23 protein-coding genes are annotated in these 22,438 nt (G+C 70.9%); 17 read left to right on the plus strand and 6 right to left on the minus strand.

Annotation, left to right across the window (positions count from 1 at the left end; translation table 11 throughout):
- A complete protein-coding gene (locus K5L01_RS02930; protein WP_250061794.1) occupies nt 1–237 on the minus strand; it encodes a hypothetical protein in 237 nt (78 codons plus the stop codon).
- A 155-nt stretch (nt 238–392) separates the two neighbouring features.
- On the opposite strand from K5L01_RS02930, the gene K5L01_RS02935 reads away from it, so the two are divergent.
- The 6 genes from K5L01_RS02935 to K5L01_RS02960 all read left to right on the plus strand — a co-directional run bounded on the left by K5L01_RS02935 (nt 393) and on the right by K5L01_RS02960 (nt 6,390).
- On the plus strand, nt 393–941 hold the full coding sequence (locus K5L01_RS02935) for a glutathione peroxidase (protein ID WP_425603850.1): 549 nt from the start codon (nt 393–395) through the stop codon (nt 939–941).
- 94 nt (nt 942–1,035) lie between these two features.
- Nucleotides 1,036–1,995: an FKBP-type peptidyl-prolyl cis-trans isomerase gene (locus K5L01_RS02940; RefSeq protein ID WP_250061796.1), complete on the plus strand. Its 960-nt coding sequence runs from the start codon at nt 1,036–1,038 to the stop codon at nt 1,993–1,995.
- 21 nt (nt 1,996–2,016) lie between these two features.
- Nucleotides 2,017–3,366, plus strand: coding sequence for a UDP-glucose dehydrogenase family protein (locus tag K5L01_RS02945; protein ID WP_250061798.1), 1,350 nt, complete (start codon nt 2,017–2,019; stop codon nt 3,364–3,366).
- Nucleotides 3,359–3,601, plus strand: coding sequence for a SlyX family protein (locus K5L01_RS02950; RefSeq protein WP_250061800.1), 243 nt, complete (start codon nt 3,359–3,361; stop codon nt 3,599–3,601). Before K5L01_RS02945 ends, K5L01_RS02950 begins: the two co-directional genes overlap by 8 nt.
- A gap of 18 nt (nt 3,602–3,619) precedes the next feature.
- Nucleotides 3,620–4,261, plus strand: coding sequence for a DUF2058 domain-containing protein (locus tag K5L01_RS02955; protein ID WP_250061802.1), 642 nt, complete (start codon nt 3,620–3,622; stop codon nt 4,259–4,261).
- Between the two features lie 83 nt (nt 4,262–4,344).
- The gene (locus tag K5L01_RS02960; RefSeq protein ID WP_250061804.1) at nt 4,345–6,390 is read left to right on the plus strand and encodes an acyltransferase family protein; all 2,046 of its coding nucleotides are present in this window, start codon (nt 4,345–4,347) and stop codon (nt 6,388–6,390) included.
- A 13-nt stretch (nt 6,391–6,403) separates the two neighbouring features.
- Here K5L01_RS02960 and K5L01_RS02965 read toward each other — a convergent pair whose 3' ends face one another.
- The 3 genes from K5L01_RS02965 to K5L01_RS02975 all read right to left on the minus strand — a co-directional run bounded on the left by K5L01_RS02965 (nt 6,404) and on the right by K5L01_RS02975 (nt 9,997).
- Complete coding sequence (locus tag K5L01_RS02965) at nt 6,404–7,612, minus strand: MFS transporter (RefSeq protein ID WP_250061807.1); 1,209 nt, start codon at nt 7,610–7,612, stop codon at nt 6,404–6,406.
- A 207-nt stretch (nt 7,613–7,819) separates the two neighbouring features.
- A complete protein-coding gene (locus K5L01_RS02970; protein ID WP_250061809.1) occupies nt 7,820–9,271 on the minus strand; it encodes an amidohydrolase family protein in 1,452 nt (483 codons plus the stop codon).
- 51 nt (nt 9,272–9,322) lie between these two features.
- On the minus strand, nt 9,323–9,997 hold the full coding sequence (locus K5L01_RS02975) for an ankyrin repeat domain-containing protein (RefSeq protein ID WP_250061811.1): 675 nt from the start codon (nt 9,995–9,997) through the stop codon (nt 9,323–9,325).
- A gap of 134 nt (nt 9,998–10,131) precedes the next feature.
- On the opposite strand from K5L01_RS02975, the gene K5L01_RS02980 reads away from it, so the two are divergent.
- Nucleotides 10,132–10,983: a LysR substrate-binding domain-containing protein gene (locus K5L01_RS02980; RefSeq protein ID WP_250061813.1), complete on the plus strand. Its 852-nt coding sequence runs from the start codon at nt 10,132–10,134 to the stop codon at nt 10,981–10,983.
- A gap of 190 nt (nt 10,984–11,173) precedes the next feature.
- Here K5L01_RS02980 and K5L01_RS02985 read toward each other — a convergent pair whose 3' ends face one another.
- Nucleotides 11,174–12,343, minus strand: coding sequence for an amidohydrolase family protein (locus K5L01_RS02985; protein ID WP_250061815.1), 1,170 nt, complete (start codon nt 12,341–12,343; stop codon nt 11,174–11,176).
- Nucleotides 12,344–12,474: 131 nt separating this feature from the next.
- Entirely contained in the window at nt 12,475–13,404 is a 930-nt protein-coding gene (locus K5L01_RS02990) for an ArsR/SmtB family transcription factor (RefSeq protein ID WP_250063439.1), read from the minus strand.
- A 125-nt stretch (nt 13,405–13,529) separates the two neighbouring features.
- Here K5L01_RS02990 and K5L01_RS02995 point away from each other — a divergent pair, with 125 nt between their 5' ends.
- The 10 genes from K5L01_RS02995 to hisIE all read left to right on the plus strand — a co-directional run bounded on the left by K5L01_RS02995 (nt 13,530) and on the right by hisIE (nt 22,406).
- A complete protein-coding gene (locus K5L01_RS02995; RefSeq protein WP_250061818.1) occupies nt 13,530–14,678 on the plus strand; it encodes an acyl-CoA dehydrogenase family protein in 1,149 nt (382 codons plus the stop codon).
- 314 nt (nt 14,679–14,992) lie between these two features.
- Entirely contained in the window at nt 14,993–15,319 is a 327-nt protein-coding gene (locus tag K5L01_RS03000) for a YerC/YecD family TrpR-related protein (RefSeq protein WP_250061820.1), read from the plus strand.
- Nucleotides 15,320–15,328: 9 nt separating this feature from the next.
- A complete protein-coding gene (hisG, locus tag K5L01_RS03005) occupies nt 15,329–16,240 on the plus strand; it encodes an ATP phosphoribosyltransferase (protein ID WP_250061822.1) in 912 nt (303 codons plus the stop codon).
- On the plus strand, nt 16,237–17,532 hold the full coding sequence (hisD, locus tag K5L01_RS03010) for a histidinol dehydrogenase (RefSeq protein ID WP_250061824.1): 1,296 nt from the start codon (nt 16,237–16,239) through the stop codon (nt 17,530–17,532). Before hisG ends, hisD begins: the two co-directional genes overlap by 4 nt.
- Nucleotides 17,529–18,611, plus strand: a complete 1,083-nt coding sequence (gene hisC / locus K5L01_RS03015) for a histidinol-phosphate transaminase (protein WP_250061826.1) — start codon at nt 17,529–17,531, stop codon at nt 18,609–18,611. The genes hisD and hisC overlap by 4 nt, the downstream gene beginning before the upstream one ends.
- Nucleotides 18,608–19,681: a bifunctional histidinol-phosphatase/imidazoleglycerol-phosphate dehydratase HisB gene (gene hisB / locus K5L01_RS03020; protein WP_250061828.1), complete on the plus strand. Its 1,074-nt coding sequence runs from the start codon at nt 18,608–18,610 to the stop codon at nt 19,679–19,681. Before hisC ends, hisB begins: the two co-directional genes overlap by 4 nt.
- The gene (gene hisH, locus K5L01_RS03025; protein ID WP_250061830.1) at nt 19,678–20,280 is read left to right on the plus strand and encodes an imidazole glycerol phosphate synthase subunit HisH; all 603 of its coding nucleotides are present in this window, start codon (nt 19,678–19,680) and stop codon (nt 20,278–20,280) included. The genes hisB and hisH overlap by 4 nt, the downstream gene beginning before the upstream one ends.
- Nucleotides 20,277–21,011, plus strand: coding sequence for a 1-(5-phosphoribosyl)-5-[(5-phosphoribosylamino)methylideneamino]imidazole-4-carboxamide isomerase (gene hisA, locus K5L01_RS03030; protein WP_250061833.1), 735 nt, complete (start codon nt 20,277–20,279; stop codon nt 21,009–21,011). Before hisH ends, hisA begins: the two co-directional genes overlap by 4 nt.
- Nucleotides 21,005–21,781, plus strand: coding sequence for an imidazole glycerol phosphate synthase subunit HisF (hisF, locus tag K5L01_RS03035; RefSeq protein WP_250061835.1), 777 nt, complete (start codon nt 21,005–21,007; stop codon nt 21,779–21,781). The genes hisA and hisF overlap by 7 nt, the downstream gene beginning before the upstream one ends.
- Nucleotides 21,771–22,406, plus strand: a complete 636-nt coding sequence (gene hisIE, locus K5L01_RS03040) for a bifunctional phosphoribosyl-AMP cyclohydrolase/phosphoribosyl-ATP diphosphatase HisIE (protein WP_250061837.1) — start codon at nt 21,771–21,773, stop codon at nt 22,404–22,406. Before hisF ends, hisIE begins: the two co-directional genes overlap by 11 nt.
- Nucleotides 22,407–22,438 lie beyond the last annotated feature (32 nt).

Consider the following 22,438-nt stretch of genomic DNA (forward strand, 5'->3'; position numbering starts at 1 on the left):
TCAGCTCCGTGGGGTCAGCGACTGGGCGAACGAGAAGTAGGGCAGGGACAGGCTGGTGCGCATCCGGCGCTCCGGGCGCCAGCCGGCGCTCGGGGCGCCGGCACCGTTGTCGACGCCGCCGGGCGGCTCCTGGAACGCGCCATGGCCGCAGGGGAACGGCAGCGTGTAGCCGATCGGCAGCAGGCTGCCGGCGGCGATCAGGACCTTGAACGCATGCCGTTGACGCCTTGGGTTCATGGGGGCCTCCCTGTATAGGGTGTCTGGTGTTGTATTTGACTATAACACCTTGGCGGGGGCGTGCAACCCCTTGGAAACCAACCAATGGCATAGTCGTGTCCGACTTCCCGGGAGCGCCCGGACAGGAGAGGCCTGTGTTGATTCGCAACTGCTTGATCGGACTCGCATTGGCGGTCGCCGCCGGCGGCGCTGCCGCGGACGGCGACGGCGCGCTGCTGGACCGCGAATACCGCCCGCTCGCCGGGAAAGAGCTGGTGAACCTGAACCGCGAGTATGGCGGCAAGGTGCTGCTGGTGGTGAACACCGCTTCCAAGTGCGGCTACACCCCGCAGTACGAGGGCCTGGAAGCGCTCCACCAGGCGCTGGGCGAGCGTGGGTTCGCGGTGCTCGGCTTCCCTTCCAACGACTTCAAGGGCCAGGAACCGGGCAGCGAGGAGGAAATCCAGGAGTTCTGCACGCTGACCTATGGCGTACGTTTCCCGATGTTCCAGAAGGTCCACGTGACCGGCCCGGAGGCCACGCCGCTGTACCGGGACCTGGCGCGCCTGAGCGGGGTCGCTCCGGCCTGGAACTTCCACAAGTACCTGGTGTCGCGCGACGGCCGGGTGGTGGCCCAGTTCCCCAGCAAGGTGCGGCCGGAGGATCCGGAGCTGCGCGAGGCGCTGGAGCGCGAGCTCGCACGTCCGGTGCCGCCGGCCGGTTGAGCCTGGCCGGCGTGTCTCGACATCATCGGCGTGCGTGCGACAATGGCGCCCTTCGCGCCGATGGCGGCGTTTGTTCACTCCAGGAATGCAGCGAATGAAGATGGGAAAGCGTGGCGCCGTGGCGTCGCTTCTGATTCTGGCGATGGCGGTCCCTGCGGCCGTTGTCGCGCAACAACCGGCCGCACTGGCGGCCGCCAAGGAGAAGTCGGTTTTGACCTCGGAACGTGAAAAGATCGGTTACGCCATTGGCGTGGATGTCGCCAGTTCGTTCGAGCCCGTCGCGGCGGACATCGACGTGCCCTCCCTGCGCCGCGCGGTGGAGAACGCGTTCGCCGGCGGCCAGCCGCTGCTGTCGCAGGAAGAAGCGCAGCAGACCGACCAGGCGCTGCGCACCGCGATGATGGCCCGCTCCGGCCAGCAGGTGCCGGGCATGGCACCGGGCAGCGCACCGCCGACGGTGGACCGCGAGAAGGTCGGCCTGATGCTGGGCAGCTACGCGGTGGGCCCGTCGCTGGCGCCGATCCGCGACGATATCGACCTGGACGCGGTGTTCCAGGCCATCGCCACGGTGTTCGCCAAGGGCACCCCGCTGATGGACCACCAGCAGGCGCAGTCCACGCTGCAGGCCTTCAGCACCGCCAAGCAGGCTGCCGCCGCGGGCAAGAACCGCGAGGAAGGCAATGCCTTCCTGGCCCAGAACAAGGGCCAGCCGGGCGTGGTGACCACCGCCTCGGGGCTGCAGTACCAGGTGCTGCGCGCCGGCAGCGGCGAGCGGCCGGTGGCGAGCAGCCGCGTGCGCGTGAACTACGAAGGCAAGCTGCTGGACGGCACCGTGTTCGACAGCAGCTACGAGCGCGGCCAGCCGGCCGATTTCGGCCTGGACCAGGTGATCAAGGGCTGGACCGAAGGCGTGTCGCTGATGCCGGTCGGTTCCAAGTACCGTTTCTGGGTGCCGTCCGAGCTGGCCTACGGCGCCAACGGCACCGGTGGCGGTCCGATCGGTCCGGACGCCACCCTGACCTTCGACGTCGAGCTGCTCGGCATCCTGCAGTAAGACACGCGGAGCGACTGCACCATGCGCGTTGCGATTTTCGGAACCGGCTACGTGGGCCTCGTCACCGGCACCTGTCTGGCCGAGGTGGGACATGACGTGGTCTGCGTCGACATCGACCAGGCCAAGGTCGATGGACTCAACCGGGGCGTCGTCCCGATCTTCGAGCCGGGCCTGGCGCCGATGGTGAAGGCCAACCATGCCGCCTCGCGGCTGGCGTTCACCACCGATCCGGCCGCCGCGATCGCGCACGGCCAGGTCGTGTTCATCGCCGTCGGCACGCCACCGGACGAGGACGGCAGCGCCGACCTGCAGTACGTGCTGGCGGTGGCCCGCACCATCGGCCGGCACCTGCAGGCGCCGGCGGTGGTGGTCAACAAGTCGACGGTGCCGGTGGGCACCGCCGACAAGGTGCGCGCGGCGATCGCCGAGGAACTTGCGGCGCGCGGTGCGGACATCGCCTTCGACGTGGTCTCCAACCCGGAGTTCCTCAAGGAAGGCGACGCGGTGGCCGACTGCATGCGCCCGGACCGCATCGTCGTCGGCGCCGCCGACCCCGCGTCGGTGGCGCTGATGCGGCGGTTGTACGCGCCGTTCAACCGCAACCGTGACCGGGTGGTGGAGATGGACGTGCGGTCGGCGGAGCTGACCAAGTACGCCGCCAATGCGATGCTGGCGACCAAGATCAGCTTCATGAACGAGATCGCCAACATCGCCGAGCGCGTCGGTGCCGATGTCGAGCAGGTCCGCCAGGGCATGGGCTCGGACCCGCGCATCGGCTGGCACTTCATCTACCCCGGTGCCGGCTATGGCGGCTCCTGTTTCCCCAAGGACGTGCAGGCGCTGGCGCGCACGGCCGTGCAGCACGGGCATGCACCACGGCTGCTGGATGCGGTGGAAGCGGTCAACGCCTCGCAGAAGGGGCACCTGTTCGAGCTGGTCCAGCGCCATTACGGCGCGGGCGGCACGGCGGACGTTCGCGGCAGGACGTTCGCGGTCTGGGGCCTGGCCTTCAAGCCCAATACCGACGACATGCGCGAGGCCTCCAGCCGCCGGCTGCTGGCGCAGCTGTGGGACGCCGGCGCGCGGGTCCGCGCCTACGACCCGGAAGCGATGCAGGAGGCGCGGCGGATTTTCGGCGACCGCGAGGACCTGGTGTTCTGCGAATCGGAGTTCGAGGCCCTGGAAGGCGCCGACGCGCTGATCGTGGTCACCGAGTGGAAGCAGTTCCGCAGCCCGGATTTCGCGCGCATCCGCGGAGCGTTGACCGACGCGGTGGTGTTCGACGGCCGCAACCTCTACGAACCCCGGGAAATCGAGGCGGCCGGGTTGGCGTATTACGGCATCGGCAGGGGCCGTTCCCTGCATGTCTGACCTGCTGTCCAACGCACGCGAACAGGCCTTGGAAGACCGCCTGATCGAACTGGAGATGCGGGTCTCCTTCCAGGAGCAGGCCCTGGCCGAGCTCAGCGAGGCGCTGGCCGATGCGCGCATGCAGGGCAGTCGCAACGCCGATGTGCTGCGGGTGCTGCTCGAGGACCTGGGCAAGGTCCGCAATGCGCTGGACGCCTCCGACCCGGCGACCGAACCACCGCCGCCGCACTACTGATACCGACGTACCGCAGACATGAGCGACACACTCCGCGACCAGCTCCTCGGGCTGGGCTTCAAGCCCGCGCCCAAGCCGGAGCGAAAATCCGATGGCCGCCGCGACGGCCGCCCGCAGGGCAAGCCGGGACAGGGCCGTCCGCCGGCCGGCAAGACGCCTGCCGGTGCCGGCAGGCCGGCGTCCGGCAACCGCCCGGTGCACGCTGCGCAGAAGGCGCGCAAGCCGCGCTCGCAGGAAGACATCGACCTGGCCAAGGCCTATGCGATCCGCGCGCAGAGGGAGAAGGACGAGCGCATCGAGGCCGAGCGCCGCAAGCAGGAAGAAGCACGCCTGCGCCGCGAAGCCAAGGCGCGCCTGGATACCCTGCTCGAGGGCCGGGTGCTCAACGATCCGGAAGCGGACATCGCCCGCCACTTTCCCTATGGCGGCAAGATCAAGCGCATCTATGTCACCGCCGAGCAGCTGAAGGCGCTCAATGCCGGGCAGCTGGGCGTGCTGCAGCAGAACGGGCGCTACCTGCTGGTCACCGCCGAGCTGCTGGCCGAGGCGGAGACGGTGTTCGCGCCGGCGGTGGCCCTGAAGATCGATCCGGCGGCGCCGGCCGCGGAGGATCCCTACGCCGATCCCCAGTACCAGGTGCCCGACGACCTGGTCTGGTGACGGGGCGGTAGCGGCGCGCTGGAAGCCGCCGCTGCCCGTTTTCCATGCGCGGGAGACAAGGAAGGGCATTGCAGGGACGACGGATGCGCGAAGGCTATTACCCGCATATCGACGGCATGCGGGCCATCGCCGTCCTCGCGGTGATGGCCTACCACCTCCGGCCGGCCTGGCTGCCGGGCGGGTTCACCGGCGTGGACGTGTTCTTCGTCCTGTCCGGGTTCGTGGTCAGTGCATCGGTGGCGCGCTCCCCCGATTTCAAGGGGCCGAGGGGCGCCTTGTGGTTCTATGCGCGCCGGGCGCGGCGCATCCTGCCGGCCCTGTTCGTATGCCTGTTGGCCACGGCGGTGGCCAGTGCGTTGTTCATTCCGGAGTCCTGGCTGAGCGAAACCAGTGGCAAGACCGGGCGCATGGCGTTCCTCGGGTTGAGCAACTGGGTACTTGCAGGTACGGGGAACAGCTACTTTTCGCCGCGCAGCGAATTCAACCCCTACACCCATACCTGGTCGCTGGGCGTCGAGGAGCAGTTCTACCTGCTGTTCCCGCTGCTGTTCCTCGCCGGATCCAGAGGACGCAAGGGGCGCGGGTTGTCGCTGCTGCTGTTCGCGCTGGCGACCGTGGCCTCGTTGGCCCATGCGGTCTTCCTGGCCCATCAGGGCGGGCACGAGACCGAGGCGTTCTACCGGACCACGACCCGGTTCTGGCAGTTGGGCGCGGGGGTGCTGCTGTTCCAGGTGCTGCACATGCGCGCACCGACGGCCGCCGCCGCGCCGCGGCCCGGTGCCCGGTACCTGCGCCCGCTGTTGCTGCTGGCCAGCCTGCTGGCGCTGGGCTATGGGCTGTGGGCCGCACGGCCCGGGCATTCTCCCTGGGGAGCGGGGGTCTGGCCCGTGGCGGGAACCCTGGGGCTGCTGGCCGCGCTGCACCGCTCCGCCAGGGGCTGGGTGGGGGCCAGTCTGTCGTCCGTGCCGATGGTCGCGATCGGCCGGATGTCCTATTCCCTCTACCTCTGGCATTGGCCGGTATTCGTGCTGTTCCGCTGGACACTCGGCCTGGACAGCGCCGGCACCGGCGCGGCGGCGGTGCTCTGCACGGTGCTGCTTTCCTGGCTCTCATGGCGCTGGGTGGAACAGCCGCTGCGCTTCGGTGCGTGCTGGCGCGCGCGCGACGCGCGCTGGGTGGCGTGCGGACTTGCGATCATGCTGCTCGGCATGGGCGTCCAGAAACAGGTCTCGAAGAACAGCCGGCACCTCTCCTTGAGCGTGGTCACCCGCCATCCTCTGGACTGGTATCCCTATGCCGAAGGCGTGGCGAAGGCGCATCCGGAATGCAGGCTGGTGGTTTCGCGGTTGCCCGGGGGCGTGCAGCAGTTCGAGCGCGGGGCCTGTCCGTCCGGAACAGGCGGTGGTCGGCGGCTGTTCGTGGTGGGCGACTCGCATGCACTGGCCTATGCGGAGATGTTCGGCCGGCTGGCGCTCCAGGACGGGGTCCAGGTGCGGCTCGATGGCAGGGGCGGCTGCACGCCGATCGGGCTGCAGGCGTGGCAACTGGCGGACCGGGACTGCACGGCCCATGTCCGCGCGCTGTTCAAGGAACTGGGCCGGCATGTACGCCCGGGAGACACCGTATTCCTGCCGGGACTGAGAGTGCCGCGGCTGGTCGAGCAGTACCGCCAGTTCGATCCGGCGGAGGTCCGGGCCGCGCAGCAGGGAGCCGTCGCGCAGGCCCGGCGCGGCAAGGTGGTTGCCGGCGCCATCGCCTACCTGCGGCCCCTGGCCAGGCGCGGCGTCCACATCGTGCTGGAAGCGCCCAAGCCGGTGCTGCCGGCGCCGCCCTTCCGTTGCTCGGATGTCTTCAACCGGGGCAATCCCATCTGCTCGCGCGGCATGACGCTGCCGCGGGCGGAGATGGACGCGTTGCGCGAGCCGGCCCTGTCCGCACTGCAGGAGATTGCCGCGGCGCTGCCGGGTGCCAGCCTGTGGGATCCGTTGCCGGTGCTCTGCCCCGGATCGACCTGCCTGCCCGACGACGACGGGAAGCCGCTCTATTTCGATGGCGACCACCTCAGCGGGTACGGCAACCGTGTCCTGCTGCCGTCCTTCCGTGACCACCTGATGGCGCGGGAAGAGTAGCGGCCGCCGCGGCTCAGGGGGCGGTGCCGGCCGGAGGCCGCGCGGGGCGCTGGAGCTGCCGCGACGGGGGCAGCCAGTACCCTGCGATCAACGCGCCGGTCAGGGCGAAGCCGCCGGCGACCAGGAAGGCGACCTTGCCGTCGCCGAAGCGCCACAGCTGGCCGGCGATGAGGGCGCCGAGCACCCCGCCGAGTCCGGAGGAGAACCCGTAGAACAGGCCCTGGCCATGGCCGTTGAGGTTGCCGGGGAAGTAGCGTGCCAGGAGCTGCATCGCCGAGGCGAAGAACGCGGCGAAGCCCAGGCAGTGGGTGGCCTGCGCCACCAGCATCACCGGAAGGTTCTCCGGCCACAGCGCGGTGGTCCACCAGCGCAGCGCCGCACTGCCCATGGCGATGATCAGCAGCCAGCTGGCGTCCCAGCGCCGGAAGAAACCGGCGATCAGGAAGAACACCGCCACCTCGAACACCACGCCCACGGTCCACATCAGGCCGAGCAGCGAGGTGCTGTAGCCACGCTGGTCCATGTACAGCGAGAAGAACGTGTAGTACGGCCCGAACGAGAGCTGTTCGAGGAAGGCGGCGATGAAGAACGCCAGCACCGGTGGCCGCCGCACGATCGTCCAGAAGCCCTCCGCATGCGCGGCACGGGTGCCGACGTGGCGGGCATAGCGGTTGAGGAAGGACGCCGCGGTCATCAGCAGGAACAGCGGCAGCATCAGCCAGGGCAGCCGGCCCGCGCCCTGGCGCTCGATCACCCAGCCGAACAGCGTCACCACGACGATGAAGCCCAGCGATCCCCACACCCGGATCATGCCGTAGCGGTGGCTGTCGTCGCCCAGGTGGGTCAGGGTGATCGACTCGAACTGCGGCATCACCGCGTTGTAGAAGAAGCAGAACACGATCATCGTCGCGTACAGCATGCCGTGCGGTTGCGGCAGCAGGAACGCGCTGAAGCTGGCCACGGTCAGCAGGCAGCCCAGGCGCAGCCAGCGGATCGGCTGTGGCGACAGGGCGGCCAGGGAGGTCCAGGTGCTGGGCGCGACCACGCGGGTGGCGTACCACAGGCTCATCATCACGCTGATCGCGGCCACGCCCATGCCACGCGACTGCAGGTACAGGCTCCAGTACGGCGTGAACGCGCCCAGCGCGGCGTAGTAGAAGAAATAGAAGCTGGACAACCGGGCCGCAGGGACCGGTGGCGGGGGGAGGGCGGGAGCGGTCATGACGGTGCGCGGCGCGCGCGGAAGCGGGCGCCCATTGTGCCCGCTGCACGCCCTCAAGAACGGTCCGCCCCGCGGGCATCCGCCGGGCAGGGCCCGGCGCTACAGGCCCACGCTGCTCTGTAGAGCGGGGCCATGCCCCGCTGGGGCTACACCGGGAACGCCCGCCGGGCAAAGCCCGGTGCCGCGGGAGGGCGTCTGCCGGAGCGCTCAGGGCGCCGCGTCGGCGTTCCAGGCCGCGACCTTGGCCCGGACCTCCGCGAGCAGGGCGTCCAGTGCGGCACGGTCGTAGACCTTGCCGCGCATCACCACGGTGTCGATCGTGCGCGTCGCGCCGATGTCCTGCAGCGGGTTGCGCTCCAGCAGTACCAGGTCGGCGGCCTTGCCGGCTTCGACCGCGCCATAGCGTTCGAGTCTGCCGAACCAGGCGGGGCCGGTGCGGGTGGCCGCGACCAGCGCCTGGGCCGGGGTCAGCCCTTCGCGCACGTAGAGGGACAGCTCGTTGTGCAGGCCGATGCCCGGGTAGTTGTAGGCGTTGAGGAAGCCGGCATCGGTGCCGGCCATGATGGGGACCCCGGCTTCCTGCAGCAGCGGCAGTACCGCGGCGATCTGCGCATAGCGTTCATGGCGCGCCTGGACCTGCTCCGGCGTGGCCTTGGCCGCGCGTTCCACACGCCATTCATAGGTCTTGCGCAGGCCGGGGCCGATGTAGGCCAGGTACGCATCGTCGTCGTGCGGTTCGCTGTCGAGGAAGCTGAGGATGCGGCTGCCGTCGAGGGTGGGGGTGACGGACACGCCGCGTTCGGCGAAGCGGTGGTAGGCGCGCATCGCGGTGTCCCGGTCGAAGCCCTGGTGCAGGCGGCGCCCGGCCTCGGCCCGGTCGATGCGGCCGGCGGCGAAGTCGGCGGCGATCTCGGCCTCGTCCGGGATGCCGGCCTGGAAGGCGTAGTCCAGGTGCTCGATGGAACGGATGCCGGCGTCGACGGCCTGGCCGACGGTCAGCGCCATCGGGATGTGCCCGGAAGTACGCAGGCCGCGCCTGCTGGCCTCGGCCACCGCGTACAGGAACAGCTCCGGCTTGAGCGTGCTGTCGGTGATCTTGACGAAATCGACCCGGTCGCGCTGTTCGCGGTCCAGCGCGGCGTCGACGCCGGCCTCGTCGCCGACTTCGAGGGTGCCTTTCCACACCGGCGCGATGCCCTCGATCTTGGCACCGGAGGTGAACAGCTGCGGCCCGAGCAGTTGGCCGTCGGCGATCTGCCCGCGCCAGGACAGGACCTGCTCGGGGAGGTCGCCGGAGGCGTCGCGGACGGTGGTGATGCCGTGCGCCACGTACAGCGGCAGCAGCGCCTTGTTTTCCTCCACCAGCGCCGGGCCGCCGCCGAAATGCACGTGCATGTCCCACAGGCCGGGAATCAGGTAGCGGTTCCCGGCGTCGATGGCGGTGCCGGCACGCCATTGGCGGGCCAGCAGCGTGTCGTCACCGACCGCGACGATGTCGTCGCCACGGATCGCCACCGCCTGGCCCGGCAGCAGGCGGCCATGCGCGACATCGACGACGGTGGCATGGCGGATCAGCAGGTCGGCCTCGGCACGCACGGCCAGCGCCGACGGTGCCAGTGCCAGCAGGCCGGAAAGAACCAGGGGAAGCGGGGTTTTCATGGGGGGGTACCAATGGCGTGCGGCAGTCCGCACATAGTGAAGAGGGGCCGGTCAGCGGGCGCCGGCGGCGAGAAGCATCTGCGCGATGGCGGGCTGGTGGCGGCCGCGGGCATGCTGCAGGGGGGTGACGCCTTCGCCATCGGCCAGGTCCACGTCGGCGCCGGCGTCGATCAGCAAGCGCACGATCGCCTGGTGGCGGGGCCCGCCGTCGCCGAGAAGGATGGCTTCCAGCAGGGCGGTCCATCCCAGGCGGTTGACATGGTCCACGTCGACGCCTGCATCGATCAGCATGCGCACGGTCGCGACATGGCCGCGTTCGGCCGCGGGGATCAGGGCGGTGCCCCCGAAGCGGTTGGTGCTGCGCAGGTCCGCGCCATGGGCCAGGACGCTGCGCAGGAGGGCATGCTGGCCGCTGGCGCCGGCATACAGGTAGGGGCTGTCGTCGATCGCGTCCTTGGCGTTCACGTCGGCCCCGGCCTCCATCAGCACCCGCGCCGCCGCGGTGTGGCCCTGCTGGACCGCGACCAGCAACGGGGTGCGGCCGCGTGCGTCGCGGACCTCGGGCAGGGCGCCGTCGGCGAGCAGGGTGCGCAGCGCCGCCACATCGTTGGATCCGGCCGCCTGGAGCAGCCGCCGGGCCGCGTCGGGTGCCCCGGCGGCGGCACCCGCGACCGGTACGGCAGCGGCGGCCAGCAGCGGCACGATGAGCCAGGGGGGAGCGGGCATTCGGCGGTCTCCGTAGGAAAGGGGCGGGGGCGTGCCCGCGCGCTTGTGCGTGGTGGCCGTCGATGCTACAAGCCCTGCTCGCCATCAAGAAATGAAATGTGATGATGGGTGCCAGTCATAAATCGAATAGGCAGTTGTTCGATCCCGACCTGCTGCGGGCGCTGGTGACGGTGGCCGACTGCGGGGGGTTCACCGCGGCGGCCGCGCGCCTGCACTCCACCCAGTCGACGATCAGCCAGAAGGTACGGCGGCTGGAGGCGCAGGCCGGGCACCGCCTGCTCGACCGGGGCGTGCGCGATGTGCGTCCCACCGACATCGGCGAGACCGTGCTGGGGTATGCGCGGCGCCTGCTGGCATTGAACGAGCAGTTGGGCGAGGCGCTGTCCGGCGCGGGCGTGGCCACCACCGTGCGGCTCGGCGTGCCGGAGGATTTCGCCGCCGGGCGCACCACCCACCTGCTGGCCCGCTTCAACCGGCTGCACCCGCGGGTGAAGCTGGAGGTGAGCAGCGGCCTGAGCCGCGCGCTGGCCGAGGGCTACGACCGCGGCGAACTGGACCTGGTGCTGGTCAAGCAGCGCCGTGGCAGCCGCGAGGCGCTGGCCTGCTGGCCCGAGCCGGTGTGCTGGATCGACAGTGCCGCCAGCCCGGCCTTCGCACTCGATCCGGTGCCGCTGGTGGCGTTCCCGCCGCGCGGGCTGTACCGCGAGGACATGATCGATGCGATCGAGGCCCTGGGCCGGCGCTGGCGCATCAGCTTCACCAGCTCCAGCCTCGGCGGCATCCAGGCGGCGGTGGCCGACGGACTGGGCATCAGCCTGCTGCCGGCGCGCACGGTGACCCCGGCACACGTAGTGCTGGGTGCGGAGAGCGGGTTGCCGGAGGTGGACCGCATCGAACTGGCGATCCTGCTGCGGCCATCGGCCGACCCAGACGTGCGGGTGCTGGCCGACATGCTGGTGGACATGCTGGACCAGTCGCGGGCGTAGGGCGCAGCCTGCCGCATGCCGGGAGCGCCGATCAGGAACGGTCGCGGCCGGGCTGCAGGCGGGCCGGGGCGTGCGCCCGGCGAGGCGCGGTGCCTCCTCACCGTGCGGGGCCTACCCCAACACGATGCTTGCCCGGCACAGCGCATGCGCAGCGGGCGTCCCTCGACGATGGCCGGGCGCACCGGAACGTTCAGGCGTCCTGCACGAACCGGCCGCGACGGACGAGGCGGCGGTGGCAGGGCACGCCGGCGACCGCGGCCGCCGCATTGGGAGCATCCAGGACCAGGAAGCTGGCCTCGTTGCCCACGGCCAGGCCGTAGCCCTGCAGGCCGAGGACGCGCGCGGGAGCGTGGGTGGCCATCTCCAGCGCCACCTGCAGCTCCTCGTCGGCGTGGAAGCCGGAGCGGTAGCCGAGCAGCATCGCCCGCTGCAGCATGTCGCCGTTGCCGTATGGCCACCACGCGTCGCGGATGTTGTCGTTGCCCATGAACACCTCCACGCCGGCCGCGCGCAGGCGGCGCACCGGCGGGAACGGACGGTCGCCCGGGGCGTTGGTCATGATCGCCACGCCGGCGTCGGCCAGCACGGCGGCGATGCGGTCCACCCGCGCATCGTCCACTTCACCCAGCGAATAGGCATGGCTGACCGCCACGCGCCCCTTCATGCCGAGCGCGCGGGTACGCTCGGCGATGCGCCGCAGCTGCTCGATGCCGCCCAGGCCGGGTTCGTGCAGGTGGATGTCGACCTTGACGCCCTGGCGCTCGGCGATACCGAACACCACGTCGAGCTGGCCCTGGCTGTCGCCATCGAGCGTGTCGGGGTCGATGCCGCCGACCACCTGCGCGCCTTCGCGCACCGCCGCCTCCAGCAGCCGTGCAGTGCCCGGGCAGGACATCACCCCGGCCTGCGGGAAGGCGACCAGTTCGATCGCGACGATGCCGCGCCAGCGCTCGCGCACCGCGCCGAGCGCATGCAGGTGCTCCAGGCCGGTGGTGGCATCGACATCGACATGGCTGCGCATCGCCACGGTGCCGAACGCGGCGGCCTGCGCGACCAGCGCGTCGGCGCGTTCGTCGATGGAAGGCGAGGCGGCCAGCTCCTGTTTCTCGATGGTCAGGCGCTCGCGCAGGGTCTGCGCCGGACGGTGCGGGTGCCAGCGGTCGCCGACGAAACTCTTGTCCAGGTGGATATGGCCGTCGACGAAACCGGGCAGCACCAGTTGCCCGCCCAGGTCGACCCGCGTCGCGCCTTCGGTACGCGGCAGGTCCTGGCCGATGGCGGTGAAGCGCCCGCCGGCGACGGCCAGTTCCAAGGGTTGGCCGTCGGCACCGACGGCGTTGATGAAGAGTTGCTCGTCCATGGCGGTTTCGTGGGGAGGGACGGGCTGCCACGATAGGCCGGGCGCCCGTCCACCGGAAATGAAGTATCGCGATGGGGCCCATTCGTGCCGGCACTGGCCGATGGTTGGCGCGGGCCTGGACAGGGAGAGCTTCAGGGGCGGTGGGCGATCAGCGAGATCACCTCGAAATGCGGCGGGCGCTTTTCGCGGGTCACGGTTTCCAGGCTGGAGACCACCAGACCGGCCTTCTCCACGAACCGGCGCAGCTCCTTGCCGGTGAAGCCCAGGTTGACGTGGCCGTACGCTTCGACCGCCGCCTTGTGCTCGTGGCCGGCCAGGCTGCACAGCATCAGCCGTCCGCCGGGACGCAGCACGCGGGCGCCCTCGGCGACGGCCTTGGCCGGGTGGCTGGCGTAGGTGAGGGCGTGCATCAGCACCACCAGGTCGAAACTGCCGTCGTCGAACGGCAGCCGGTGCATGTCGCCTTCGCGGACCTCGACGTTGGGCAGCCTGCGCAGGCGCTCGCTGGCCGCGGCCACCACACGCGCGCTGGTGTCGATGCAGACATACCGCTGTGCATGCGGGGCCAGCAGTTCGGCGAGCACGCCGTCGCCGGAGGCGATGTCGAGCACGTCGCCGGTCTCCAGCAGCGGCAGCGCGCTGCGTGCCAGCGCCTCCCAGGTACGGCCGGGCGAGTAGTGGCGCTCCATGTCGCCGGCCACGCTGTCGGCCCAGTTCTGGTCGGCGGCGCGCATCGCCAGCACCGCCGGCACGCGCTCGGCGTCCTGGCGCAGCAGCGGGTCGTCGCTGCCGGTACTCAGCGCGTGCCACAATGCGCGCTGCGCCGGGTCCAGGGCGGTTTCATCGAACCGGTAGTAGGCGGACACGCCGGCGCGGCGGTCGCGCACCAGCGCGGCCTCCTTCAGGCGCGCCAGGTGGGTGGATACCCGGGGCTGGGCGAGGGTGGTGATGGCCGAGAGTTCGGCCACGGTCAGTTCCTCCTGTTCCAGCAGCGTCAGCAGGCGCACGCGGGTCGCGTCGGCGAATACTTTGAGGCGGGCCGACCAGTCTTCCAGATCCATACACATCTACCTATCGCGATATAGAGATATTTTTGTCCCGGCGGTGGCGGGCGGTCAAGGCGCGTCCGGGCGGGTGTGACCAGGTGGTTACAATCGCAACTTCTCAACGCCCTGGGAGGGGTGCAGTGGATCTGAGTTTTTCCGACGAACAATCGATGCTCCAGCAGGTTGCCCGGCGCATCGCCCAGGAACGGATCGGCCCCAGTGCCGCGCATCATGACGAGACCGGCGAGTACCCGCTGGAGAACATCCGCCTGCTGGGCGAGAACGGCCTGATGGGCATCGAGGTGCCGGCCGAATACGGCGGCGCCGGCATGGATCCGGTGTCCAGCGTGCTGGCGATCATCGAGGTCGCCGCCGCCGACGCCGCGCACGCCACCATCATGTCGGTCAACAACTCGCTGTTCTGCAACGCGGTGCTCAGCCATGGCAGCGAAGCGCAGAAGCAGCTGTACGTGCGCGCCATCGCCGAGGGCCGGGAGATCGGCGCGTTCGCGCTGACCGAATCGCAGTCCGGCTCGGATGCCACCGCCATGCGTTGCCGCGCGGTCAGGCAGGAGGACGGTTCCTACGTGATCAACGGCCAGAAGAGCTGGATCACGTCCGGGCCGGTGGCGCGCTACATCGTGCTGTTCGCGGTGACCGACCCGGCGCTGGGCGCACGCGGGATCAGCGCCTTCATGGTCGATACCGGGCGCCCGGGCTTCGGCCGCGGCAAGACCGAGCCCAAGCTGGGCGTCCGCGCATCGGCCACCTGCGAGATCGAATTCCGCGACTACGTGGCGCAGGCCGACGAGTTGATCGGCCACGAGGGGCAGGGCTTCAAGATCGCGATGAACCTGCTCGACTCCGGCCGCATCGGCATCGCCGCCCAGGCGGTGGGCATCGCCCGCGCGGCCTACGAGGCGTCGCTGGCCTATGTCCGCGAGCGCAAGTCCTTCGGCGCGCCGATCGGCAGTTTCCAGATGATCCAGGCCAAGATCGCCGACATGAAGTGCCGGCTGGACGCGGCGCAGCTGCTGACCCTGCGCGCGGCCTGGACCAAGGCCCAGGGCCGGCGCTTCTCCACGGAGGCGGCGGTGGCCAAGTTGAGCGCCTCGGAAGCGGCGATGTGGATCGCCCACCAGGCGGTGCAGATCCATGGCGGCATGGGCTACTCCAAGGAAATGCCGCTGGAGCGCTATTTCCGCGATGCCAAGATCACCGAGATCTACGAGGGCACCAGCGAGATCCAGCGCATGGTGATCGCCCGCAACGAGAGCGGCGTGCGCTGATTTCCGCGGCTCCGGACCGGGGCGGCCGCTGCGGGAACCGGGGACAGGGGCTGCCGAAAGGCGGCCCCTGTGCCGTCTGGCGTCCGGAAGACGGGCTGCTCCCGCGGGTAGGCCGTCTGCAGTGCGTGACTCCCCTGAGGGCAGGGCGTGGCCGTTGCGGGCCTTTCCCGCCACCGGCTGCTGCCGGTGGCGCGGGCAGTGGCGGCCCGCGGCCGCGGTGCCCCCGGCCGGCGGACGAGGAGCGGTGCCATCCGGGGGTTTGACCGGTGCCGGCCCTTGGATTAATGTAATAGCACGCTATTACATTGATACATATGAAACCGCGCCCCGGCACCGACCCCGACAAGACGACCGACGCCCCGCTGGCGGTGCTGGCGCGGGCCTTCGCCGCCCTGCAGCACCCCGACGACGTACAGGCGTTCCTGCGTGACCTGTGCACGCCGGCCGAGCTCGAGGCGATGGCCGACCGCTGGCGGGTGGTGCCCCTGCTGCGGCAGGGCGTGCCATACCGCGAAATCCATGACCTGACCGGGGTGAGCGTGACCACCATCGGCCGGGTCGCACGCACGCTGGAGCATGGCGACGGTGGCTATGCCACCGCCCTTGAACAGCTGGCCGCGCGCGACATCGAATCCAACTGAGACCCGACCATGAGCGCTTCCTCCTCCGCGCCGGCCCGTGACCGGCTGCGCATCGCCATCCAGAAAAGCGGACGCCTGGCCGACCCCGCCCGCAGCCTGCTGGCCGCCTGCGGGCTGAGCTGGCGGCAAAGCCGCGACAAGCTGTTCTGCTTCGGCGAATCGCTCCCCGTCGACCTGCTGCTGGTGCGTGACGACGATATTCCGGGGTTGATCGCCGACGGGGTCTGCGACCTGGGCGTGGTCGGCCTCAACGAGCTGGACGAACAGGCCAAGGCGCGCCGCCGCGCCGGCCTGGCCGATGCCTACCAGCCGCTGCGCGGCCTGGGCTTCGGCCAGTGCCGGCTGATGCTCGCGGTCCCGGACGAGTGGGATTGGCAGGGCCCCGCGCAGTTGGCGGGCAAGCGCATCGCCACCAGCTACCCGGCGATCCTGGCCGCCTGGCTGCAGGAGCAGGGCGTGGAGGCGCAGGTGGTGGAGCTGTCCGGCTCGGTGGAGATCGCCCCGAAGCTGGGCACCGCCGACCTGATCTGCGACCTGGTCTCCAGCGGCGCCACGCTGGCGGCCAACCAGCTCAAGCCGGTGCAGACCCTGCTGGACAGCGAGGCGGTACTGGCCGGGCCGGTGCACGCACTGGACGATGCGCGCGCCGGATTGATGGCGATGCTGCTGCGCCGCCTGGACGGCCTGAGCAAGGTGCAGGACCGCAAGCTGTTGATGTTCTCGGCGGCCGAGGAGCGGGTGGACGCGCTGGCCCGGCTGCTGCCCGACGCCGAGCCGCTGCTGCGGCTGCCGGCCGAAGGCGGCGCGGTCCGCCTGCAGACCATGTGCAACGGAGCGCTCAGCTGGCAGCGGCTGGAGGAACTGGAACGTGCCGGCGCCCAGGAGCTGATGGTGCTGGCGGTGGAGAAGTCGCTGGCATGAACATCCTGGACTGGAACACGCTCGATGCCGACGCGCGCACGCGCGCGCTGGCGCGACCGGTGCAGGCGGTCGCCGCGCAGACCCGCGCTTCCGTGGCGGCGCTGATCGAGCAGGTGCGCCGCGATGGCGATGCCGCCCTGCGCGAGATCACCGGACGCCTGGACGGCGTGGTGCTGGAGCACTTCGAGGTGGGCGAGGCCGAGTTCGCCGCCGCCGAGCGTGCCGTGCCCGCCGAACTGCGCATCGCCCTGCAGCAGGCGGTCACGCGCATCGACGCCTTCCACCGTGCCGGCATGCTGCAGCCGTACACCCTGGAGACCGCCCCCGGCGTCACCTGCGGCAAGATCGTGCGCGGCATCGGCCGGGTCGGGCTGTACGTCCCGGCAGGCAGTGCGCCGCTGCCGTCGACCGCGCTGATGCTGGGCGTCCCGGCGCGGCTTGCCGGCTGTCGCGAAGTGGTGCTGTGCACGCCGCCGCGCCGTGACGGCAGCGCCGATCCGGCGGTGCTGGTGGCCGCGCGCCTGACCGGGGTGCACCGGGTGTTCAAGCTGGGCGGGGCGCAGGCGATCGCCGCCATGGCCCATGGCACCGGCAGCGTTCCGTCCTGCGACAAGCTGTTCGGGCCGGGCAACAGCTATGTCACCGAAGCCAAGCAGCAGGTGGCGCAGGCCGGCGCGGCGGCGATCGACATGCCCGCCGGGCCCTCGGAGGTGCTGGTGATCGCCGATGCCGGTGCCACGCCGGCCTTTGTCGCCGCCGACCTGCTGTCCCAGGCCGAACACGGGCCGGATTCGCAGGTGCTGCTGCTCAGCGACGATGCCGCGCTGATCGCCGCGGTGCAGGCCGAGGTGGAGGCGCAGCTGGCGCGGTTGCCGCGGCAGGCCATCGCGCGGCAGGCGCTGGAGGCGTCGCTGCTGCTCAAGGTGGCGTCGATCGAGCAGGCCTTCGCCATCTCCAACCGCTATGCGCCGGAGCACCTGATCCTGGCACTGCGCGAGCCGCAGCGCTGGCTGGAGCAGGTCGAGGCGGCCGGCTCGGTATTCCTTGGCGACCATACCCCGGAGGCCCTGGGGGACTACTGCTCGGGCACCAACCACGTGCTGCCGACCGCCGGTGCCGCGCGCGCCTACAGCGGCGTCAGTGTCGCCAGTTTCCAGAGCCAGATCAGCGTGCAGTCGGCCAGTGCCGAGGGCATCGCCGGGATCGGGCCGTGCGCCATCGTGCTGGCCCGGGCCGAAGGCCTGGACGCGCATGCCAATGCGGTCGCCCTGCGGCTGGAGGCTGCTCCATGAGCGGGGTGCTGCAGTTGCTGCGCGAGGACCTGCGGGACTTCGCCGGCTATTCGTCGGCGCGCAGCACGGCGCTGGCCGGTGAGGTCTGGCTCAACGCCAACGAATCGGCCTGGGCCAATCCGGCCGATGCCGACGCGGCTTGCCGCCGCTATCCCGACCCCCAGCCGCAGGCGCTGCGCGCGCGGCTGGCGGCGCTGTACGGCTGTACGCCGGAACAGGTGCTGCTCGGCCGCGGCAGCGACGAGGCCATCGACCTGCTGGTGCGGGCCCTGTGCGTGCCCGGCCGCGACGGCGTGCTGTACACCCCGCCGGTGTTCGGCATGTATGCGGTCAGTGCGCGGCTGCAGAACGCGCCGGCGCTGGAAGTGCCCTTGCGCGACACCGAGGCCGGGCTGGTGCCGGACATCGACGCCATCATCGCCACCGCGCTGCAGCACAGGGCCCGCCTGGTGTTCCTGTGTTCGCCCTCCAATCCCGGCGGCTTGAGCCTTCCACTGGCCCAGGTCGCCCAGGTCGCTTCGGCGCTGCGCGGGCAGGCGCTGGTGGTGGTGGACGAGGCCTATGCCGAGTTCGCCGACGTGCCCTCGGCGGTGGGCCTGCTGGCGCAGCACGAGAACCTGGCCGTGCTGCGCACGCTGTCCAAGGCGCATGCGCTGGCGGCCGCCCGCATCGGCTGCGTGATCGCCGATGCCGGCCTGATCGCGGCGCTGCGCCGTTGCCAGGCGCCGTACCCGATCCCGGCCCCGTGCTCGGCGCTGGCCCTGGAGGGACTGGGCGAGGCCGCGCTGGCCCGGACACGCGAACGCATCGCATGGGTGCGCCACGAGCGCGCCCGCCTGCACGCGGCGCTGGCGGCGCTGCCCGGCGTGCGCCGGGTGTATGCCTCCGACGCCAACTTCCTGCTGGTGCGCTTCGCCGATGCCGAGGCCGCCTTCGGCCGGCTGCTGGCGGCCGGCGTGGTGGTGCGCGACCAGCGCGCCGCGGTGCTGCTGCACGATGCGCTGCGCATCACCCTGGGAACCCCTGAACAGAATGCGCGCGTCCTGGACGCGCTCGCCACGCTGGAGCCTGCTGCATGACCCCCATCCTGTTCGTCGACCGCGACGGTACCCTCATCGAGGAACCGGCCGACTTCCAGATCGACGCCTACGAGAAGATCCGCTTCGTCCGCAACGTGATCCCGGCGATGCTCAAGCTGCGCGATGCCGGCTACCAGTTCGTCATCGTCTCCAACCAGGACGGGCTGGGCAGCCCGGGCTACCCGCAGGCGAGTTTCGACGGCCCCAACGACCTGATGCTGCAGATCTTCGCCAGCCAGGGCATCGTGTTCCGCGAGGTGCTGGTCGATCCCAGCTGGCCGGCCGACAACAGCCCCAACCGCAAGCCCGGCATCGGCATGATGCTGTCCTACCTGCAGGACCGCTCCATCGACTGGGCGCGCTCGGCGATGGTCGGCGACCGGCCTACCGACATCCAGTTCGCCGACAACATGAAGATCCGCGGATTCCAGCTGCACAGCGAGCAGTTCGGCGGCGAATGGGACTGGGACGGCATCGCCCACGAGCTGGCCGACGCTCCCCGCCGCGCCACCGTGCAGCGCGACACCAAGGAGACCCAGATCCGCGTGTCGGTGGACCTGGACCGGGTGGCCACGGCCCGGATCGATACCGGGCTGCCGTTCTTCGACCACATGCTCGACCAGATCGGCCGCCACGGCGGCTTCGCACTGGAGATCCACGCCCGCGGCGACCTGCACATCGACGAACACCACACCATCGAGGACACCGGCCTGGCACTGGGCCAGGCGCTGCGCGAGGCGCTGGGCGACAAGCGCGGCATCGGCCGCTACGGCTTCACCCTGCCGATGGACGAGACCCTGGCCAGTGCCGCGCTGGACTTCAGCGGCCGCCCGTACTTCGTTTTCGAGGGCGGTTTCGCGCGCGAGCGGGTCGGCGACATGCCGACCGAGCTGGTGCCGCACTTCTTCCGCTCGCTGTGCGACGCCGGCGGCCTGAACCTCAACCTGAAGGTCGAGGGCGACAACGACCACCACAAGATCGAGGCCTGCTTCAAGGCGCTGGCGCGGACCCTGCGCCAGGCGATCGCCCGCCAGGGCAGCGAACTGCCCTCCACCAAGGGCGCGCTGTGAGCAGCGTCGGCCTGGTCGATGCCGGCGGCGCCAACCTGGGCTCGGTGCGCTATGCGCTGGAACGCCGCGGCGCGCAGGTGCGCATGGTGCGCGCGCCCGCGGACCTGGAGGGCGTGGCGCGGGTGATCCTGCCGGGGGTCGGCGCCGCCGCCGAAGGCATGCGACGGCTGCACGCGCAGGCGCTGGTGGAGCCGCTGCGTGCGCTGCAGGTGCCGCTGATGGGCATCTGCCTGGGCATGCAGCTGCTGTTCGAACGTTCCGAAGAGGGCGGCGTGGAGTGCCTCGGGCTGCTGCCGGGGGTGGTGCGGCGGCTGACCCCGGCGCTGGGCGTACGGGTGCCGCACATGGGCTGGAACCGCCTCCTGGCCCTGCGTCCCTCGCCGCTGCTGGAGGGGATCCCGGCCGGCGCCAGCGCCTACTTCGTCCACAGCTATGCCGCGCCGGTCACCTCCGACACCGTGGCCGCCTGCCACCACGGCGGCCTGTTCGCCGCGATGGTACAGCGCGGCCCGCTCTGCGGGGCGCAGTTCCATCCGGAACGCTCGGCCACCGCGGGCGACCGCCTCCTGCGCAACTTCCTCGAGATCGAACACCCATGAGCTTCATCGTCTATCCCGCCCTGGACATCCGCGACGGCCAGGTCGTCCGCCTGCTGCAGGGCGACTATGCCCAGCAGACCGTCTATGGCGACGACCCGCTGCCGCGGGCCCGGGCCTTCGCCGAGGCCGGCGCGGACTGGATGCACCTGGTCGACCTGGACGCGGCCAAGGCCGGCGGCTATACGCTGGCGCCGCTGCTGGCGCGGATCGCCTCGGACACGCCGCTGAAGGTGCAGACCGGCGGCGGCGTGCGCAGCCGCGACGACGTCGCGCGGTTGCTCGATGCCGGCGCCGGCCGGGTGGTGGTCGGTTCGCTGGCGGTGCGCGCGCCGGAACAGGTGCTGGCGTGGCTGGAAGAGTTCGGCGCCGACCGGCTGACCATCGCGCTGGATACCCGCCAGGGCGAGGACGGGGTCTGGCGGTTGCCGGTGCACGGCTGGACCGAGACCGCCGACGCCACCCTGGACGAACTGGCGGCCCGCTATGCGCGGGCGGGCATGAAGCACCTGCTGTGCACCGACATCGCTCGCGACGGCATGCTCTCCGGACCCAACATCGACTTGTACGCGCACCTGGTGGCGACCTTGCCGGGCGTGGCCGTGCAGGCGTCCGGCGGAGTGCGCGGAGTGGCCGACGTGGCGGCCGCCAAGGCCGCCGGCTGCGCCGGCGCGGTGCTGGGCAAGGCGCTGCTGGAAGGCCGGCTGCGGCTGGAGGAGGCGCTGGCATGCTGAGCCGGAGGATCATCCCCTGCCTGGACGTGCGCGAGGGCCGCGTGGTGAAGGGCGTGCGTTTCCGCGACCACGTCGACATGGGCGACATCTGCGAGCTGGCGCTGCGCTACCGCGACCAGGGGGCCGACGAGCTGGTGTTCTACGACATCTCCGCCAGCCCCGAAGGACGCTCGGTGGACCGTGCCTGGATCGAACGCGTGGCGCGGCTGATCGACATTCCGTTCTGCGTGGCCGGCGGCATCGGCGACGTGGAGACCGCGCGCGGCATCCTCAACGCCGGCGCCGACAAGATCTCCATCAACACGCCCGCGCTGGAACGCCCGGCGCTGATCGGTGAGCTGGCCGACGCGTTCGGCCAGCAGTGTGTGGTGGTGGGCATCGACTCCATCCGCGAGCCGGACGGGCAGTGGCGGGTGCGCTCCTACACCGGTGACCCGTCGCGTACCCGTGCCGAAGCCCGGCTCACCCTGGACTGGGTGCGCGAGGCGCAGCAGCGCGGTGCCGGCGAGATCGTGCTCAACTGCATGGACAGCGACGGCGTGCGCAAGGGGTACGACATCGCCCAGCTGCAGCAGGCGCGGGCGCTGTGCAGCGTGCCGTTGATCGCCTCCGGCGGCGCCGGCGAGCCGCGGCACTTCGCCGACGTGTTCGATCACGCCGACGTCGACGGGGCATTGGCGGCCAGCGTGTTCCATTCCGGCGCCATCGCCATTCCGGAACTCAAGCGCTTCCTGCGCGAACGACAGATCGAGGTACGCGATGTCCATTGAACCCCTCTGCGATCCGGCGACGCTGGACTGGGACAAGGTCGGCGGGTTGATGCCGGTCGTGGTGCAGGACGCCGCCAGCCTGCGGGTGCTGATGCTCGGCTACATGGACCGGGCCGCGCTGGACGCCACCCTGGCGCAGGGACGGGTCACCTTCTTCAGCCGCAGCAAGCAGCGGCTGTGGACCAAGGGCGAGACGTCCGGCCATCACCTGGAGCTGGTCGCGGTCCGCCGCGACTGCGATGCCGACACCCTGCTGGTGACCGCCCGGCCGCACGGGCCGACCTGCCATACCGGCAGCGCCAGCTGCTTCGGCGACGCGCCGGCGCAGTTCCTCGGCAGCCTGGACGCGCTGGTGAAGCGGCGCGAGCACGAACGCCCGCTCAACAGCTACACCACGGCACTGTTCGAGAAGGGCATCCGCCACATCGCGCAGAAGGTGGGCGAGGAGGGCGTCGAGGTGGCACTGGCCGGCGCGGTGCAGGGCGATGCCGAGCTGCTCGGCGAGGCCGCCGACCTGCTGTTCCACCTGCTGGTCCTGCTGCGCGCCCGCGGGCTGTCGCTGGACGATGCGGTGGCGGTGCTCGCGCAGCGCCACGCGAATGCCGCGGAGAACGCCGCGGACTGAGCGGGACGGCGGCTGCCATGCGGCTGTCGCGG

The organism is Stenotrophomonas mori (genome assembly GCF_023556335.1).
GTDB classification, from domain to species: Bacteria; Pseudomonadota; Gammaproteobacteria; order Xanthomonadales; family Xanthomonadaceae; genus Stenotrophomonas; species Stenotrophomonas mori.

Bases quoted from the DNA above. Each gene is read 5' to 3' on its own strand.
- K5L01_RS02930 (WP_250061794.1), bottom strand. From the start codon at position 237: ATGAACCCAAGGCGTCAACGGCATGCGTTCAAGGTCCTGATCGCCGCC.
- K5L01_RS02940 (WP_250061796.1), top strand. From the start codon at position 1,036: ATGAAGATGGGAAAGCGTGGCGCCGTGGCGTCGCTTCTGATTCTGGCG.
- K5L01_RS02945 (WP_250061798.1), top strand. From the start codon at position 2,017: ATGCGCGTTGCGATTTTCGGAACCGGCTACGTGGGCCTCGTCACCGGC.
- K5L01_RS02950 (WP_250061800.1), top strand. From the start codon at position 3,359: ATGTCTGACCTGCTGTCCAACGCACGCGAACAGGCCTTGGAAGACCGC.
- K5L01_RS02955 (WP_250061802.1), top strand. From the start codon at position 3,620: ATGAGCGACACACTCCGCGACCAGCTCCTCGGGCTGGGCTTCAAGCCC.
- K5L01_RS02960 (WP_250061804.1), top strand. From the start codon at position 4,345: ATGCGCGAAGGCTATTACCCGCATATCGACGGCATGCGGGCCATCGCC.
- K5L01_RS02965 (WP_250061807.1), bottom strand. From the start codon at position 7,612: ATGACCGCTCCCGCCCTCCCCCCGCCACCGGTCCCTGCGGCCCGGTTG.
- K5L01_RS02970 (WP_250061809.1), bottom strand. From the start codon at position 9,271: ATGAAAACCCCGCTTCCCCTGGTTCTTTCCGGCCTGCTGGCACTGGCA.
- K5L01_RS02975 (WP_250061811.1), bottom strand. From the start codon at position 9,997: ATGCCCGCTCCCCCCTGGCTCATCGTGCCGCTGCTGGCCGCCGCTGCC.
- K5L01_RS02985 (WP_250061815.1), bottom strand. From the start codon at position 12,343: ATGGACGAGCAACTCTTCATCAACGCCGTCGGTGCCGACGGCCAACCC.
- K5L01_RS02990 (WP_250063439.1), bottom strand. From the start codon at position 13,404: ATGGATCTGGAAGACTGGTCGGCCCGCCTCAAAGTATTCGCCGACGCG.
- K5L01_RS03000 (WP_250061820.1), top strand. From the start codon at position 14,993: ATGAAACCGCGCCCCGGCACCGACCCCGACAAGACGACCGACGCCCCG.
- hisG (WP_250061822.1), top strand. From the start codon at position 15,329: ATGAGCGCTTCCTCCTCCGCGCCGGCCCGTGACCGGCTGCGCATCGCC.
- hisD (WP_250061824.1), top strand. From the start codon at position 16,237: ATGAACATCCTGGACTGGAACACGCTCGATGCCGACGCGCGCACGCGC.
- hisC (WP_250061826.1), top strand. From the start codon at position 17,529: ATGAGCGGGGTGCTGCAGTTGCTGCGCGAGGACCTGCGGGACTTCGCC.
- hisB (WP_250061828.1), top strand. From the start codon at position 18,608: ATGACCCCCATCCTGTTCGTCGACCGCGACGGTACCCTCATCGAGGAA.
- hisA (WP_250061833.1), top strand. From the start codon at position 20,277: ATGAGCTTCATCGTCTATCCCGCCCTGGACATCCGCGACGGCCAGGTC.
- hisF (WP_250061835.1), top strand. From the start codon at position 21,005: ATGCTGAGCCGGAGGATCATCCCCTGCCTGGACGTGCGCGAGGGCCGC.
- hisIE (WP_250061837.1), top strand. From the start codon at position 21,771: ATGTCCATTGAACCCCTCTGCGATCCGGCGACGCTGGACTGGGACAAG.